The 14,199-nt window shown below is 67.4% G+C and carries 14 protein-coding genes; 7 read left to right on the top strand and 7 right to left on the bottom strand.

What is annotated here, in order from left to right:
- The first annotated feature begins 55 nt into the window (after positions 1-55).
- Both SBP01_RS11845 and SBP01_RS11850 read left to right on the top strand, forming a co-directional pair.
- Entirely contained in the window at positions 56-1,165 is a 1,110-nt protein-coding gene (locus tag SBP01_RS11845) for an LLM class flavin-dependent oxidoreductase (RefSeq protein WP_320535910.1), read from the top strand.
- On the top strand, positions 1,165-1,635 hold the full coding sequence (locus SBP01_RS11850; protein WP_275214421.1) for a MarR family winged helix-turn-helix transcriptional regulator: 471 nt from the start codon (positions 1,165-1,167) through the stop codon (positions 1,633-1,635). The genes SBP01_RS11845 and SBP01_RS11850 overlap by 1 nt, the downstream gene beginning before the upstream one ends.
- 23 nt (positions 1,636-1,658) lie before the next feature.
- Here SBP01_RS11850 and SBP01_RS11855 read toward each other — a convergent pair whose 3' ends face one another.
- Positions 1,659-2,465 carry a transglutaminase family protein gene (locus SBP01_RS11855; protein ID WP_320535911.1) on the bottom strand — a complete coding sequence of 269 codons (807 nt, stop codon included), beginning with the start codon at positions 2,463-2,465 and terminating at the stop codon, positions 1,659-1,661.
- 70 nt (positions 2,466-2,535) lie between these two features.
- The gene (locus tag SBP01_RS11860; RefSeq protein ID WP_320535912.1) at positions 2,536-3,363 is read right to left on the bottom strand and encodes a hypothetical protein; all 828 of its coding nucleotides are present in this window, start codon (positions 3,361-3,363) and stop codon (positions 2,536-2,538) included.
- A gap of 96 nt (positions 3,364-3,459) precedes the next feature.
- Here SBP01_RS11860 and SBP01_RS11865 point away from each other — a divergent pair, with 96 nt between their 5' ends.
- The 3 genes from SBP01_RS11865 (at position 3,460) to SBP01_RS11875 (ending at position 5,585) form a co-directional block, all read left to right on the top strand.
- On the top strand, positions 3,460-4,122 hold the full coding sequence (locus tag SBP01_RS11865) for a DUF1684 domain-containing protein (protein ID WP_275214418.1): 663 nt from the start codon (positions 3,460-3,462) through the stop codon (positions 4,120-4,122).
- A 105-nt stretch (positions 4,123-4,227) separates the two neighbouring features.
- Complete coding sequence (locus tag SBP01_RS11870) at positions 4,228-5,076, top strand: fumarylacetoacetate hydrolase family protein (protein ID WP_320535913.1); 849 nt, start codon at positions 4,228-4,230, stop codon at positions 5,074-5,076.
- A 17-nt stretch (positions 5,077-5,093) separates the two neighbouring features.
- Positions 5,094-5,585, top strand: coding sequence for a GtrA family protein (locus tag SBP01_RS11875; protein WP_275214416.1), 492 nt, complete (start codon positions 5,094-5,096; stop codon positions 5,583-5,585).
- Positions 5,586-5,672: 87 nt separating this feature from the next.
- Here SBP01_RS11875 and SBP01_RS11880 read toward each other — a convergent pair whose 3' ends face one another.
- Genes SBP01_RS11880 through SBP01_RS11900 form a run of 5 tightly spaced genes read right to left on the bottom strand, consistent with a single transcriptional unit; the run spans position 5,673 to position 11,640 of the window.
- Positions 5,673-6,830 (bottom strand): cysteine desulfurase family protein, encoded by a 1,158-nt coding sequence (locus SBP01_RS11880; protein ID WP_320535914.1) that lies wholly within the window; start codon positions 6,828-6,830, stop codon positions 5,673-5,675.
- Positions 6,831-6,837: 7 nt separating this feature from the next.
- Positions 6,838-7,710, bottom strand: a complete 873-nt coding sequence (nadC, locus tag SBP01_RS11885; protein WP_320535915.1) for a carboxylating nicotinate-nucleotide diphosphorylase — start codon at positions 7,708-7,710, stop codon at positions 6,838-6,840.
- Positions 7,707-9,542 carry an L-aspartate oxidase gene (gene nadB, locus SBP01_RS11890; protein ID WP_320535916.1) on the bottom strand — a complete coding sequence of 612 codons (1,836 nt, stop codon included), beginning with the start codon at positions 9,540-9,542 and terminating at the stop codon, positions 7,707-7,709. Before nadB ends, nadC begins: the two co-directional genes overlap by 4 nt.
- Before the next feature lie 35 nt (positions 9,543-9,577).
- Positions 9,578-10,933, bottom strand: a complete 1,356-nt coding sequence (nadA, locus tag SBP01_RS11895) for a quinolinate synthase NadA (protein WP_320535917.1) — start codon at positions 10,931-10,933, stop codon at positions 9,578-9,580.
- Positions 10,930-11,640, bottom strand: a complete 711-nt coding sequence (locus SBP01_RS11900) for an NUDIX hydrolase (RefSeq protein ID WP_275214411.1) — start codon at positions 11,638-11,640, stop codon at positions 10,930-10,932. Before SBP01_RS11900 ends, nadA begins: the two co-directional genes overlap by 4 nt.
- 190 nt (positions 11,641-11,830) lie before the next feature.
- On the opposite strand from SBP01_RS11900, the gene SBP01_RS11905 reads away from it, so the two are divergent.
- Together SBP01_RS11905 and SBP01_RS11910 are read left to right on the top strand one after the other, a co-directional pair.
- Positions 11,831-13,210, top strand: a complete 1,380-nt coding sequence (locus tag SBP01_RS11905) for an amino acid permease (RefSeq protein WP_320535918.1) — start codon at positions 11,831-11,833, stop codon at positions 13,208-13,210.
- Between the two features lie 129 nt (positions 13,211-13,339).
- Complete coding sequence (locus tag SBP01_RS11910; protein ID WP_275214409.1) at positions 13,340-14,167, top strand: alpha/beta fold hydrolase; 828 nt, start codon at positions 13,340-13,342, stop codon at positions 14,165-14,167.
- Positions 14,168-14,199 lie beyond the last annotated feature (32 nt).

A 14,199-nucleotide genomic window follows, 5' to 3' on the forward strand; every position in this document is an offset into this window, starting at 1 on the left:
AAATCAGGGTATAGTGGAAGCAACCCCAGAGAAGTCCAGGAACGGAAGGCCAATCATGCAAATCGGCGTATTCAGCGTCAGTGACATCACCACTGACCCCACAACCGGCCGGACGCCCACGGAGAACGACCGCATCAAGGCGTCCGTGGCGATCGCCAAGAAGGTCGAAGAAATCGGCATGGATGTCTACGCCATCGGCGAGCACCACAACCGCCCGTTCTTCTCCTCCTCGCCCACCACCACACTGGCGTACATCGCCGCGCAGACTGAGCGGATCACCCTTTCGACGGCCACCACGCTGATCACCACCAACGATCCGGTCAAGATCGCCGAAGACTTTGCCATGCTGCAGCACCTGGCCGACGGCCGCGTGGACCTGGTGCTGGGCCGCGGCAACACCGCCCCCGTCTACCCGTGGTTCGGCAAGAACATCCAGGACGGCGTGGAACTGGCCATCGAGAACTACAGCCTGCTGCGCCGGCTCTGGGATGAGGACACCGTCAACTGGTCCGGTAAGTTCCGCACCCCGCTGCAGAACTTCACCTCCACCCCGCGTCCCCTCGACGGCGTCGCGCCTTTCGTCTGGCACGGCTCCATCCGCACGCCGCAGATCGCCGAAGTGGCCGCCTATTACGGCGACGGCTTCTTCGCGAACAACATCTTCTGGCCCAAGGAGCACTACCAGCAGCTGATCGGCCTCTACCGTGAGCGCTACGAGCACTACGGCCACGGCAAGGCCGATCAGGCAATCGTGGGCCTCGGCGGCCAGTTCTTCATGCGCAAGAACTCCCAGGACGCCGTCAAGGAATTCCGCCCCTACTTCGACAACGCCCCCGTCTACGGCCACGGCCCCTCGATGGAAGACTTCACCTCACAGACCCCCCTCACCGTGGGCAGCCCGCAGGAGGTCATCGAAAAGACCCTGTCGTTCCGCGAGTACTTCGGCGACTACCAGCGCCAGCTCTTCCTGATCGACCACGCAGGCCTGCCGCTGAAGACCGTGCTGGAGCAGCTGGACCTGTTCGGCGAGGAAGTCCTGCCGGTGCTGCGCAGGGAATACGCCGAGAAGACGCCGGCCCACGTTCCGGAACCGCCCACCCACGCCGGCCGCGTTGCTGCACTCATGGCATCCCGGGCCAGCGAAACAGCACCCTCGGAGGCGTGATGGCTGCCGAAGGGAAGGAAGCTCCGAGCCGCCTCGCCGCGGAAACCTGGGAGTCCCTGTTCCGGGCACAGGTTGCGGTGATGCGCCGGCTCCAGGCCGGAAAAGCGTTCCGCGATGTGGCCATCAACGAGTACGACGTCCTGTTCACGCTCTCCCGGTGCCCCTCCGGGTGGCTACGCCTCAATGAGCTTAACCACCATGTCCTGCTGAGCCAGTCAAGCCTCAGCAGGCTGGTGGAGCGGCTGGAAAAGCGCGGCCTTGTGGACCGGATGCCCGCACCCGACGACGGCCGGGGCGTGCTGCTCAAGCTCACGGAGGAGGGGGCGGCCCTGCAGAAGGAGATCGGCCGCGAACACGTGCGGGACATCTCCGACCTGGTGGGACCCGCCCTGACGGCGGCGGAGCAGAAAGAGCTTCAGCGGCTGACGGACAAGCTCCGCCAATCCGTGGCAGCCAAACCCGTCAAGTGAGCCGCCGCGGTTTGGGGAACGCGTTAGCCCAGGACCAGCAGCCTGGCCGGATCCTCAACGGGCAGTTGGCCGTTGACCACCGCGGTGACGCGGAGCTCGTTCAGGGTCAGCCGGCCGCCCACGGTGGACAGGAATGCCGTGTCCGAGGAGTCGCGGCCTGCCGTGATCCGCAGCATCGACTCCCGCGGGGCCAGCCCCGTGGGGTCGATGACATGCCAGGCGCCATTGATGTGGCCCTCTGCCACGGCATGAAAATCCATCGGCGCCAGGCCTGGCGCGTACACGGCCGCGAGCCGTGCCGGGATGTCCTTCGAACGGAGCAGCGCGATCGCCAGGTGCGCGAAGTCGCGGCACACCCCCCGGCGGTGCAGGAGCGTTTCCACGGCGCCGTCGGTCCCCCGGGACGAACCACTGATGTACCTCAATTCTCCGTAGACCCAGTTCCGGACGGACTGAAGCAGTTCCTCCCCGTGCAGGCCGCCGAATTCCGCGTAGGCGGTGGGCAGGAGCCGGTCGGACTCCGCATAGCGGCTCGGCCGGACATACCGGATGAGCTCCGCCAGGGTTGACTCTTCCGGCTCCGCCCTGCCCGCCACCGTCGCCGAGTAGTCAACCGTCACTTCGGCCGGGTCGGCAAACTCCATGTAGTGCAGGCGTCCGCCGTGATAGTCGGCCAGTTCGTGGAACGGGACCGCAGACCCGCCGGCCGTGACCGTGAGCGATTCGTCAAACGAGGTGTAGCCGGGGTTCCTGGCTACGGCAATGGCCAGAGCCACCTTGGTGTCAGCCACGGTCTTAAAAACCATGCGTGCGGCAACGGTGCGTTCCATGTATCTCCGGGGTATGAGGTAGGTGCAGAACAGCCGCTCCGGCCCGGCGGTGATGGCGCCGGCGGCGGGGCTAGTTTTTGATCTCCAGAGACATTAGCATCCGCTGCACGTTCGCGAAGTCCGTCCCCTCGTTGACGTACTTGGCGGCCTGGTCAAGGGTGTCAAAGGCCTTGGCGGGAGCCACCTTTTCATCGGGGGCAAAGGGTTTCAGGGCTATCACGTCACCGAACGAATAGTCCCCTTTGCCCGCCGTGCCGCGGACCACGTTGCGCAGTTCGCAGGCCTGACCGTCCGCCCCGCCCACGATGTTGGTGATGCCGTACGAGCCGAAGTACCGGTAGCCCTGGATCACGCGGTACACGGCGTGCGGCGCGATGGTGCCTTCGCCGGTAAGGCCGGGCAGGGCCACCGGCACGCTGCTGATGACCACATAGGGTTTCTTCCCGCTGTCCGGGCACAAAACCTCCGACGGCGGCAGTCCGGTCCGCAGGGCCGCCATGAAGGTGCCGTCCTGTTTTTTCACCTCGATTTTCAGCGCGCCGGGAAGGGTCCCGTCCTCGGGGGTGACGGACTGGGCGATCCATTCTTCGGGCAGGTCAAAACTGACGGTCCGGCCGGGGTCGGTAAAGGTCTTCCACGCGCTTGCCGTGGCGGCCGGGCCAGGCGTCGCGGTGGGCGAACCGCTCCCGGCGACCGGCCTCGACGCCGATGGAGTGCCCTGCGTTCCCGTACTGCCCTGAGTGCCCGGGTTGCCCGGGGCGGCCCCGGAGGACGTGCCCGGCTGCGCCGTCCACGCCGGGCTGCTGCCGCCGCCGGGGGCACTGCATCCGGCAGCCAGGGTCCCGGCCATCAGTAACGCCGCCGCCCGAAATCCCCAGAATGTCGCCCTGCTCCTCATCCCGCCAGCCTATCGGCAGGTAAAAGCGGACCGGAGAACAGGAGCCTCGTGTCGCCGTCGGCCCCTCCCCCCAGCCAAAGGGCTAGGGTGGGGAGCATGAGGGATGAGCATTACGGCACAGATGAAGCGGGCCAGGCGGAGATCTCTGCCCTCGACATAGCGGATTGGCGGCTCCGGACGTTCGCCCTGTACGAGACCGTGCGCAGAATCGCCGCCGATGACCCCGCCGAGGCCCATTCGCTGTGGCGCCATGAACGCGACCGCATGTTCGGGACGCACCCGGCGTCCGCCCTCACACCTGAGGCCAAGGAACAGTTTTCCGGCCTGAAGACGGCCGATTACGATCCTGTGTACCGCTTCTATGTGCCGCTGACTCCGGAAGGGGCCGGGCGGGAGATGACCGCCGAGACCACCACCGACGGTGTGATCCGGTTTATCCGGCTGGGCACCTTTGACCTTCCCGAGCTGGGCCAGCTCGGAGTGTGGAAGCTCCATGGGTACGGCGGCGGCATCTTCGTGCCGTTCCGGGACGCCACTGCCGGCCAGCCCGGCGGCACCTACGGCGCCGGAAGATACCTGCTGGATACCATCAAGGGCGCCTTCCATGGCGTGCACGGTTCCGGGCCCGGCGCAGAGTTCGTCCTGGACTTCAACTTCGCCTATAACCCGTCATGCGCGTACAACGATGCCTGGGCCTGCCCGCTGCCCGGCCCGTCCAACCGCCTTGCCGTGGAGATCCCGGTGGGCGAACTGTACTGAACCGCCGGCCGGGCAGTTTCCTGCCGGACAGCCGCCTGCCGGAGAGCCGCGCACCCGCGGGTAGGGCCGCCGTCGGACGTTTCACAGAGGACGTAGGATGTCTGCATGACTTCCAGCACCTTCCGCCGCCTTGCCCGCGTCCGCCCGCTCTCCCCCGCCACAGCAGTGGAACATTTCTTTGTGGCCAACGATGCCCGCGATTTCGATTCGCCGGCGGGCCGGTCCTGGACCGTGGTGGAATCCCCCTTCCCGGCATCCCCGGCAAACGCCGGCAGCCCGGCGCGGCCCGGCTGGGAGACCGGCACTGCAGTGGACCAGGACTCCTTCACCTTCCTGGCGCCGTCCGTCCCTGCCAACGTGCTGGGCATGGCGCACAACACGGGCCAGGCCGGGCGTGACCTTCCGCCACAGGCCTTCCACAAGGCCGCCACCAGCGTCATCGGTCCGGGCGAGGCCATTGAACTGGGCTCCGCCGTCGGTTACGTGGACCCGGAGGCCGAACTGACCGTGGTCATGGGCCGAACCGTTCGCGGGCTGACGCTGGAAACCGCCCGAAGCGCCGTCCTGGGCTTCACCATAGGCAACGATGTCTCCGCACGGGACCTGCAGAAGTCGGACGAACTGTGGATCAGCGCCAAGAGCCAGGACACTTTCACCCCCGTTGGCCCGTGGATTGTCACCGGACTCGACGACACGGACCTCGCCATCGGCATTGTCCACAACGGCACGGAACTCAAGCCGGCCAGCAGTGCCGACCTCGGCTGGAACGTGGACGAAATCCTGGTCTACCTCAGCTCGTTCATGACCCTGCATGCAGGAGATCTGGTCCTCACCGGCTTCCCCGCGGAATGTGCGCGGATCCAGCCGGGCGACACCGTGGTGTGCCGGGTGGAGGGCATCGGCGAACTCGCCAACCCCGTCAAAGCTGCGTCCTGGGAGGAAGCACGGGCCTGATGTGTCAGGCTTGACCCATGGAATCCCCTGCTGCGCCTGTCGCCCAGCTGACGCAGCAGCCCACCCGCCGGGCGCCGGCCACCAGGCACTACCCCGGAATCTTCAGGTTCCCGGCCGTGCGGCAGCTCATCCGCTTCACCGGTGTGGGCGTCATCTGCACTGCATCCTCGCTGGCGCTTTATGCGCTGTTGCGGCAGTGGATTGACCCCCAGCTCGCCAACGCGGCCGCACTGATCGTGACATCGGTCATGAACACGGCTCTGAACCGCCGCCTGACTTTCAAGATCACGTCCAGCCGGAAGCGGGCGCAGGACCACCTGAACGGGCTGATCCTCATTGCCATCGCGCTGGTCATCACCGGAGGAAGCCTGGGGGTCCTGCATGCGGTGCATCCGGGGGCCACGGTCGGCGACGAACTCTGGACCACCACCCTGTCCGGCTTTGTTGCCACGGCCGTGCGGTTCACCCTGCTGCGGCACTGGATCTTCCGCCGCGCCCGCCACATCTGACCCTCCTTCTCCCAACTAGGTAGCGCGAACTGTCGTTTTGAGGGGTCAAAACGACTGTTGGCGCTACCTAGTTGGGAAGGCGGGAGATTAACGGCGGCCGAGGGTCCGGACGCTTCCGACGGCGGCACCCACGGCTTCGGCGGCGGCTGCCAGTTCCTCGGCGGTCACCGAGGCCGTGAAGCTGAACCGCACCGCCGTCTGCGCCACCTCCGGCTCGTAGCCCATTGCGATCAGGACCGGTGAAGGCGCGTCCGAACCCGCCGCACACGCTGAGCCGCTGGAACACACCACGCCCTGCCGCTCCAGTTCCAACAGCACCGATTCGCCGCTGGTCCCAGGGAAACAGAACGAGGCCACCGACGGCAACCGCTCCGTGGGGTGCCCGGTGAGGACAGCTCCGGGAACGGAGCCGAGGACATCCCGGATGAAAACGTCCCGTAACGCCGTCACGTCTTGTGCCGTTTGCAGCTGGGTGGACTGTGCCAGGGTCAGCGCTGTGGCCAGGCCAACGGCACCGGCCACGTTCTCCGTCCCGGACCGCCGGCCGCGTTCCTGGCCGCCGCCGTGGAGCAGCGGCTCGATCCGGTTCCGGCCGCGGACGTACAGGACACCGCAGCCTTTGGGTGCCCCCAGTTTGTGGCCGGAAATGCTGAGGGCGTCCACACCGAGCGCCTTGACATCCAAGGGCAGCCACCCGGCGGCCTGGACGGCGTCGGTGTGGAAGGGAATGCCCTGGGCGCGCGCCAGGTCAGCCAGTTCCGCAACCGGCTGGATGGTGCCTACCTCGTTGTTGGCGTACATGATGCTGACCAGCGCAGTCTCCGGCCGGAGCACGGCGGCGAGCGCCCGGGGCGTCACCCGCCCGGTGCCGTCCACCGGAACCACGTCCACGGTGAAGCCGTGGAACCGTTCCAGGTACCGCGCCGACTCCTCCACGGCGGGATGTTCGACGGCGCTGATCGCCACCCGGTTGAGCGTGGAATCCGCAGCCTGCCGGGCGAGTGCGATCCCCTTGACGGCCAGGTTGTCCGCTTCCGTGCCGCCGGAGGTGAAGGTGACCTCGCCGGGGCGGCAGCCGAGCACCCTGGCCACCGCAGCGCGGGCGTCCGCGAGCGCCGTGGCCGCGGCCTCGCCCAGGGTGTGGTGGCTTGAAGGATTGCCGAACTCGCCGCTCAGGTACGGCCACATGGCGTCCAGTACCTCACGGCGGAGGGGTGTGGTGGCGGCGGCGTCGAGGAAGATCATGGCCGGGTCAGCCGGCCCTAAGTTCAACGTCCAGGCCGAGGTCCAGGGCGGCGACGCTGTGGGTCAGGCCGCCGATGGAGATGACGTCCACACCCGCGCCGGCTATCTCCGCGACGGTTCCCAGGTTCACGTTGCCGCTGGCCTCCACGATGGCTCTCCCGTCCACCTGCTTCACTCCGGCCCGGAGTTCGTCGATGGTGAAGTTGTCCAGCATGATGGTGTCCACCCCGGCGGCCAGCACCGGTTCGATCTGCTCGGCGCTGTCCACCTCCACCTCAAAGTGCGTGGTGTGCCCCAGCTGGGCTTTGGCCGCGGCCAGCAGGCCGGTCAGCTTGGCAGGGTCTCCCCCGGTCATGACAGCGAGGTGGTTGTCCTTGGCGAGGACTGCGTCGGAGAGGCTGTAGCGGTGGTTCGCTCCCCCGCCGCAGCGCACGGCATACCGTTCCAGGACGCGCAGTCCGGGGGTGGTCTTGCGGGTGTCCGTGATCCGCGCCTTGGTTCCGCCCACACGTTCCACGAACTCGGCCGTCTTGGTGGCGATGGCGCTCATGCGCTGGACCAGGTTGAGCGCGACGCGTTCGGCGAGGAGGACGGAGCGGGCGCTGCCGGTGACGCGCGCCAGGTGCGTGCCGGCGTCGAACGCTTCACCGTCCGCGAGCAGCAGCTCCACGTCCGTGTCCGGGTCAACCAGCTGCATGGCGTCGCGGAACACGGTTCCGCCGCTGAACACGCCGGGGACCCGGGCGTTGAGGACGGCGGTGGCGCGGGCCTCGGCCGGGATCAGCAGCTGGGAGGTGATGTCGCCACTGGGCGCGTCCTCGGCAAACGCCCGTTCCAGGATGTCCCGGACGGGTGCTGCGGGGAGGGTCAGGCTGGTCATTGGACGAGGCTCGCTTTCCGGCTCATGGTGTAACGCTGGTCAAAAGGTTCGACGGCGGCCTCTGCTGTCCCGCTGTCCCGGCGGTAATGTGCGCCGAGGGACCCCCGCCGCTCCCGCGCCGCGTGCACCAACAGCTGGGCGGCCAACAAAAGATTGGCATCCTCATGCTCCCGGGCATCGAGCGAGTCGGGTGCCTGCAAAGGAACAACATCGGCAGCCCAGGCCCCCAGCACAGCCGACGCCTCCCGCAACAACGCCCCGTCCCGGATCACCCCGGCATGGGCAGTCATCAGCCGCCGGAGGTCTCCACGAGAAAACTCCCCGGCCGCAAACGACGTCTCAACCGGCCCAGGTGCCGGAACAGTCTCAAACCGCCAAGGACCCGACGCTGACGCGTCATTGAACATCACCGGCAGTTCCGGAAGTTTCGGAGGCGCCGTTGTTGTCTGGGCTTCCCCCGCAACGTCGCCGGACAGCGGTGCGGAAGCGTGCGTCAAGGGGAGGCCGCCCGCGGCCGAGACAGCACGCGGAGCATCGGTGTCCCGCGGCGGTAGGTCACTGAGGAACCCTTCAACCGCCCGGCGCCCAAAGACAAGTCCCTCAAGCAAAGAGTTGCTGGCCAACCTATTAGCGCCCTGAACCCCGGTGCAGGCAACTTCGCCCGCAGCCAGCAGCCCGGGTACCGAGGTCCGGCCGTGGAGGTCGGTGACCACTCCGCCCATCCAGTAGTGGGCGGCCGGTGCCACGGGCACGGGCTCGCGGGTCCAGTCGATGCCGGCCTCGCGCGTCCGGGCACTGAGGGTGGGGAAGCGCCTCGCGAGGAAGCCTTCGCCGCGCCGGGCCTCGATGGCGCGCGCGTCGAGGAACACGTGGCCGTTGGGGTCGCCGAGTGCGGCGAGGTGCAGGGCGATGCTGCGGGAGACTACGTCCCGCGGGGCGAGTTCGGCGTCGGGGTGGTACGCGGGCATAAACCGTTCGCCGTTGGCGTCGACCAGGATGGCGCCTTCGCCGCGGACGGCTTCGGAGATCAGGAGGGGGTCGCTGGTGGTTCCTGCTCCGTGGCTGTCCGTTCCGCCGACGGCGGGCGGGACCATGCATGTGGGGTGGAACTGAAAGAACTCCAGGTCTGCCACGGCGGCCCCGGCACGCCAGGCAAGCGCCAGTCCGTCGGCGGTGGCCACGGCGGGATTGGTGGTCTGGGCGAACAGCCGGCCCGCTCCGCCGGTGGCCAGGAGGACGGCGTCGCCATGGACTGCCAGTTCCTTCCCGTCATGGAGGAAGTTGACTCCCCGCACACGGCCCGCCCCCTGCAGCAGCGACGTCACCTGCGCGCCCCCGATGACCTGGATTCTCCCCGCGGTCCCGGCCGCCAGGACGGAGCGGATCAGCGCCCGGGCCACGCGCGCCCCGGTGGCGTCACCGCCGGCGTGCAGGATGCGCGGCGCGGAATGGGCCGCTTCGAGGCCCAGCGCGGGGTCGCCGTCGTCGTCCAGGTCAAAAAGCACGCCGAAGCGCTGCAGCCCGGCAATGTCGAAGCGGGCCTCGGTGCAGAGTACGCGGACGGCCGCTTCATTGCAGTGGCCGGACCCGGCCTTGAGCGTGTCCGCGATGTGCGCGGCCACGGTATCCCCGGGCGCCGGCTCGTCCAGGACGGCGGAGATGCCGCCCTGGGCGTAAAAGGTGTTGCTGTCCGCGAGCGCCGCCTTGGTCAGGAGCACCACTTCCGCGCCGGCCTCTGCGGCAAGCAGCGCGGCGTACAGTCCGGCGATGCCGCTCCCCACGACGATCAGCCGCCGGGGGCGCGGCCGCGGGGTCTGCTTCTCTGCTGTCATGGCAGGCTCGATTCGGTTTCCGGTGATGCGGCGGACTACAGGGGGCGGGCGGCGAGCATACGCTCGAGCGCAATTTTGGCGTTGTTCTGGACGGCATCGTCAACGGTGATGCGGTTGACGATTCGCCCTTCCACGAACTCCTCCAGCACCCAGGCGAGGTAGCCCGGGTGGATCCGGTACATCGTGGAGCAGGGGCAGATGACGGGGTCCAGGCAGAAAATGGTGTGCTGCGGATATTCGGCGGCGAGGCGGTTGACCATGTTGATCTCCGTGCCGACAGCGAACGTGGTGGGTTCGGTGGCCGCGGCGATGGCCTTCTTAATGAAGTCGGTGGAACCGGCCGAATCGGCGGCGTCCACCACCTCCATGGGGCACTCGGGGTGCACAATCACGTTCACGCCCGGGAACTCTGCGCGTGCCTTCTCGATCTGGCCCACGTTGAAGCGCTTGTGGACCGAGCAGAAGCCGTGCCACAGGATGACGCGGGAGTTCAGCAGGGCCTGTTCGTCGTTGCCGCCGAGTTCCTTGCGCGGGTTCCACATGGGCATCTGCTCCAGCGGCACGCCCATGGCCTTGGCCGTGTTGCGGCCCAGGTGCTGGTCAGGGAAGAACAGGACCCGCTGACCCCGTTCGAAGGCCCATTCCAAAACCAGCTTCGCGTTGGAGGAGGTGCAGACGATCCCGCCGTTGCGGCCGCAGAAAGCCTTCAGGGCTGCGGAGGAATTCATGTAGGTGACCGGAATGACCGGAACCCGCCCTTCGGCGTCGGCCTCGGTACCGAAGATCTCCTCCAGCTGTTCCCAGCACTCCTCCACAGAGTCCGTGTCCGCCATGTCCGCCATGGAACACCCGGCGGCGAGGTTGGGGAGGATGACGGCCTGCTCCGGCGTGGAAAGGATGTCCGCAGTCTCGGCCATGAAGTGCACGCCGCAGAAGATGATGGCCTCCGCGTCGGGCCTGGTGAGCGCGGCGTTCGCGAGCTGGAAGGAGTCACCCACGAAGTCTGCGTATTGGATGACCTCGTCGCGCTGGTAGAAGTGGCCCAGGACCACTGCACGGTCGCCGAGCTTTTCCTTGGCGGCGCGAATGCGGACGTCAAGCTCGGCGTCACTGGCCAGTTTGTACTCCTCCGGCAGTTGGCCCTGCCGGGGGGTTGCGGCGGGGGCAACGTCCGCGCTGGAGGCACCGGGGCCGTAGGCCGGAGCACCGGCGAGCGCCTCGGCAAGGTCGTATTCCCATGGGCCCTTGGCCAAGGCAGGGCTGCAGGTAGCCGTGGCTGTACCTGTGCCTATGCCTGTGCCTGCGCCTGCGGCGGTGCGGCGGGCGGCACCTGCTGCGGCGTCGGCCTGCTCGCGCGTGATCAGCTGGATGGCTGTGTTGACGCTGCTCATGGTGTGCTCCTGTTATCGGGGTCGAGGCCGGGGCGGCCGGTGAAGCGGTAGAGGCGTGGCGGCCGGTGTTTGCCGCCCTGGAGGTATTCGCCGGTCTCTTCGATCTCCGGCGTGGATTTGAGCTGGCGGCGGAAATTCGCCGGGTCCAGCCGGGTGTCGAGGACGGCTTCGTAAACTTCGCGGACCTGGGCAAGGGTGAAGTATTCGCCCAGGAAGTGGTAGGCCACCGAGCCGTAGGCCAGCTTGTTCCGCAGCCGCCGGAGCGCGTAGTCCACAATGGCGTTGTGGTCGAAAGCGAGCTCGCCTACCTTGTCCGCGCGGAACCACTTCACGTTCTCCGATTCGTCGGCGAGGGCCGCTTCGGTGGGCTGCACCAAGGCCCAGTAGACGATCGACACCACGCGCTGAGAAGGCGAACGGTGCAGGCCGCCGAATGCGTACAGCTGCTCCACGTAGCTCGGGGCCAGGCCAGTGGTCTCCTGCAGGTTCCGCGACGCCGCATCCTGGAGCGATTCGTTGTGCGCCAGGGGTCCGCCGGGGAGGGCCCACAGACCCTTGTACGGCTCACGGATCCGGCGGACCAGCGGAATCCACAGCGTGGGCCGGCCCGAGGACTCGCTCGGGCGCAGGGCGAAGATGACGGTGGAGATGGCAAGCAGCGGGGCCGCCGTGGCACGTTCGGAGACGTTGGCCGAACTCAGGTACATACCGGCTCACCCTCCGTCTCCTGCGCATCAGGCCGGGCGGCCCGTGATCGAGTTAAAGTCATTTTGACTAGAACTGATTTTACGACCACTTTCCGCTGATTCCAAATGTTTCGCCGGACCGCGGGCCAAGGGGGTAAGTTCAAGAGGTCCCTTTTTGAGGGGACCCCTATCCCCAAGAAGGTTTACACGCATGACATCGAAGTCCACAGCAGCGCGGCCGGTATCCCACCTCGGTCACTCGATGAAACCCCGGCAGCTCACCATGATGGGCCTCGGCAGCGCCATCGGCGCCGGGCTGTTCCTGGGATCCGGGGCCGGCGTCCATGCGGCCGGACCCGCCGTGCTGGTGTCCTATCTGGTGGCTGGAACCCTGATCATCCTGGTCATGTGGGCCCTGGGCGAGATGGCGGCGGCAAACCCCAGCAGCGGGGCGTTTTCCGTCTACGCCGAAAAGGCCCTGGGCAAAACGGCCGGCGCCACCGTCGGCTGGCTGTGGTGGCTCCAGCTGGTGGTGGTCATCGCCGCCGAGGCCCTCGGTGCGGCAGGGCTGCTCTTTACCGTCTGGCCTGTCATCCCGGTCTGGGCCCTGGCACTGATCTTTATGGTGGTCTTCACCGCCATCAACCTCACGGGAGTCCGGAACTTCGGCGAATTCGAGTTCTGGTTCGCCATCCTCAAAGTGCTCGCCATCGTCCTGTTCCTCGCCGTCGGGGCAGCGCTCCTGCTGGGCATCCTCCCCGACGTCGCGTCACCGGGACTGGCAAACATCACCTCCGACTTTGCCCCTGCCGGGCTGGGCGGCATCGCGACGGCGCTGTTCGTCGTGATCTTCGCCTTCGGCGGAACCGAAATCGTGGCCGTCGCGGCCGCGGAAACCGAAGATCCGGAGCACAGTGTGGGCCGGGCGGTGCGGACCGTCCTGTGGCGCATCCTCATCTTCTACATCGGCTCCGTCTTTGTTATTGCGGCCGTCCTTCCGGTCACCTCAAGCGGGCTGGCATCCCCCTTCGCGGGCGTGCTGGACGCCGCCCGGATCCCCGGCGCGGGCACGGCAATCACCCTGGTGGCCGTCGTCGCGCTTCTCTCCGCACTGAACGCGAACCTCTACGGCGCCTCCCGCATGGTGTACTCGCTTGCGGAGCGCGGCGAGGCGCCCGGCTTCCTGGCCCGCCTCAACGGCACCAGCGTGCCGGTGATTGCGGTGGGCGTGTCGGTGGCCTTCGGCTTCTTCGCCACAGTCCTGGAGCTGCTGTTCCCGGACCGGATCCTGCCGGCCCTCTTCCAGCTTGTCGGATCCACCTGCCTGGTGGTCTGGGGCACGGCCCTGGTCTCACAGCTGATTCTGCGGCGCCGGGCCGACCGGGACGGGACCCGGCTGCCCCTGCGCATGAAGGGCTTCCCGGGCCTGACAGTGCTTGGTCTGGTATTGCTCGCGGTGATCTTCGCCGTCGGGTTCAGCGCCGAAAGCAGCCGGATCCAACTGCTGAGCACCTTCGCCCTGGTCACCTGCCTCGCCGCCGCCTGCTGGGTGGGTGCCCGGGTTGCCGCCCGCGCCCGCCGGCCCGAGTAGGTTGGGCGGGCGCTGACCGCGGAAATCCGCTGTTGAAGAGCACGTTCCGCAGGCAGGTAAAGTGGTGCGAGGATGACGCACCGAAGCGCCGGGTCAGCCTGAGCGCCGTATTTGACGAGGACTGACATTATGAGCGGCAGGCACACCGGCGAAATGCATTCGCACACCGTGGAGGGCACCGACCCCCAGCTTTACGTTGAGGTGCATGATCCGGACGCCGATGCCGGGCTCCGGCCCGTCCTGCTGCTCCACGGGTTTTCTTCCTCCAGCAAGCTGAACTGGGAGGACACCGGCTGGATCGCGGCCTTCCGGGACGCCGGCCGGCGCGTGATTACCGTGGATCTGCCGGGCCATGGCCGCAGCGGCGCCCCGGAGGACCTGGATTCCTACTCGCCGAGCCGGATCCGCGCGGACCTGCTGCAGATAGTGTTCGACGCCGGTGTGCGGCCCGTGCACGAAGGTGACCCCGCCAGCGGGGTTGACGTGGTGGGCTATTCGCTGGGCTCGCGGCTGGCCTGGGAATTTGGCGCCACGCAGCCGGAACTGGTTCATCGGATGGTCCTGGGCGGACCGAACATCGCCGATCCCCTGGCCTCGTTCGACCTGATTGCGGCGCAGCGCTACCTGGCCGACGGCACGCCCATCGCGGACGAATCCACAGCCGGGCTGCTGAAGATGGCCATGCTCCTGCCCAGCAACAACATTTTCGCGTTACTTTCCCTGGTGGAGGCCATCAAGGCTGAACCCTTCGACCCGGCCGAAGCCGTGCCCCACATGCCCATGCTCCTGGTGGCCGGCGACAAGGACGAGCGGGCCGCCACCATGGCCCAGCTTGCCGAACTCGGCCTCCGGGCGGGCGCCATGACCGAACAGCTGGTGCTGCCCGGCCGGAACCACACCAACGCCATTACCAGCCGGGTCTTCAAACAGGGAGCCATCTCCTTCCTGGGGGTCTGAACGTTCCTGGGGGTCTGAACGTTCTTGGGGTA

Source organism: Pseudarthrobacter sp. IC2-21 (genome assembly GCF_034048115.1).
Taxonomy (GTDB): domain Bacteria; phylum Actinomycetota; class Actinomycetes; order Actinomycetales; family Micrococcaceae; genus Arthrobacter; species Arthrobacter naphthalenicus.

What these genes read in the sequence shown, in the direction of transcription:
- SBP01_RS11855 (WP_320535911.1), bottom strand. Translation starts at nt 2,465, where the DNA reads ATGGAACGCACCGTTGCCGCACGCATGGTTTTTAAGACCGTGGCTGAC.
- SBP01_RS11870 (WP_320535913.1), top strand. Translation starts at nt 4,228, where the DNA reads ATGACTTCCAGCACCTTCCGCCGCCTTGCCCGCGTCCGCCCGCTCTCC.
- SBP01_RS11910 (WP_275214409.1), top strand. Translation starts at nt 13,340, where the DNA reads ATGAGCGGCAGGCACACCGGCGAAATGCATTCGCACACCGTGGAGGGC.
- SBP01_RS11875 (WP_275214416.1), top strand. Translation starts at nt 5,094, where the DNA reads ATGGAATCCCCTGCTGCGCCTGTCGCCCAGCTGACGCAGCAGCCCACC.
- SBP01_RS11880 (WP_320535914.1), bottom strand. Translation starts at nt 6,830, where the DNA reads ATGATCTTCCTCGACGCCGCCGCCACCACACCCCTCCGCCGTGAGGTA.
- SBP01_RS11900 (WP_275214411.1), bottom strand. Translation starts at nt 11,640, where the DNA reads ATGTACCTGAGTTCGGCCAACGTCTCCGAACGTGCCACGGCGGCCCCG.
- nadB (WP_320535916.1), bottom strand. Translation starts at nt 9,542, where the DNA reads ATGACAGCAGAGAAGCAGACCCCGCGGCCGCGCCCCCGGCGGCTGATC.
- SBP01_RS11860 (WP_320535912.1), bottom strand. Translation starts at nt 3,363, where the DNA reads ATGAGGAGCAGGGCGACATTCTGGGGATTTCGGGCGGCGGCGTTACTG.
- SBP01_RS11845 (WP_320535910.1), top strand. Translation starts at nt 56, where the DNA reads ATGCAAATCGGCGTATTCAGCGTCAGTGACATCACCACTGACCCCACA.
- SBP01_RS11865 (WP_275214418.1), top strand. Translation starts at nt 3,460, where the DNA reads ATGAGGGATGAGCATTACGGCACAGATGAAGCGGGCCAGGCGGAGATC.
- SBP01_RS11850 (WP_275214421.1), top strand. Translation starts at nt 1,165, where the DNA reads ATGGCTGCCGAAGGGAAGGAAGCTCCGAGCCGCCTCGCCGCGGAAACC.
- nadA (WP_320535917.1), bottom strand. Translation starts at nt 10,933, where the DNA reads ATGAGCAGCGTCAACACAGCCATCCAGCTGATCACGCGCGAGCAGGCC.
- nadC (WP_320535915.1), bottom strand. Translation starts at nt 7,710, where the DNA reads ATGACCAGCCTGACCCTCCCCGCAGCACCCGTCCGGGACATCCTGGAA.
- SBP01_RS11905 (WP_320535918.1), top strand. Translation starts at nt 11,831, where the DNA reads ATGACATCGAAGTCCACAGCAGCGCGGCCGGTATCCCACCTCGGTCAC.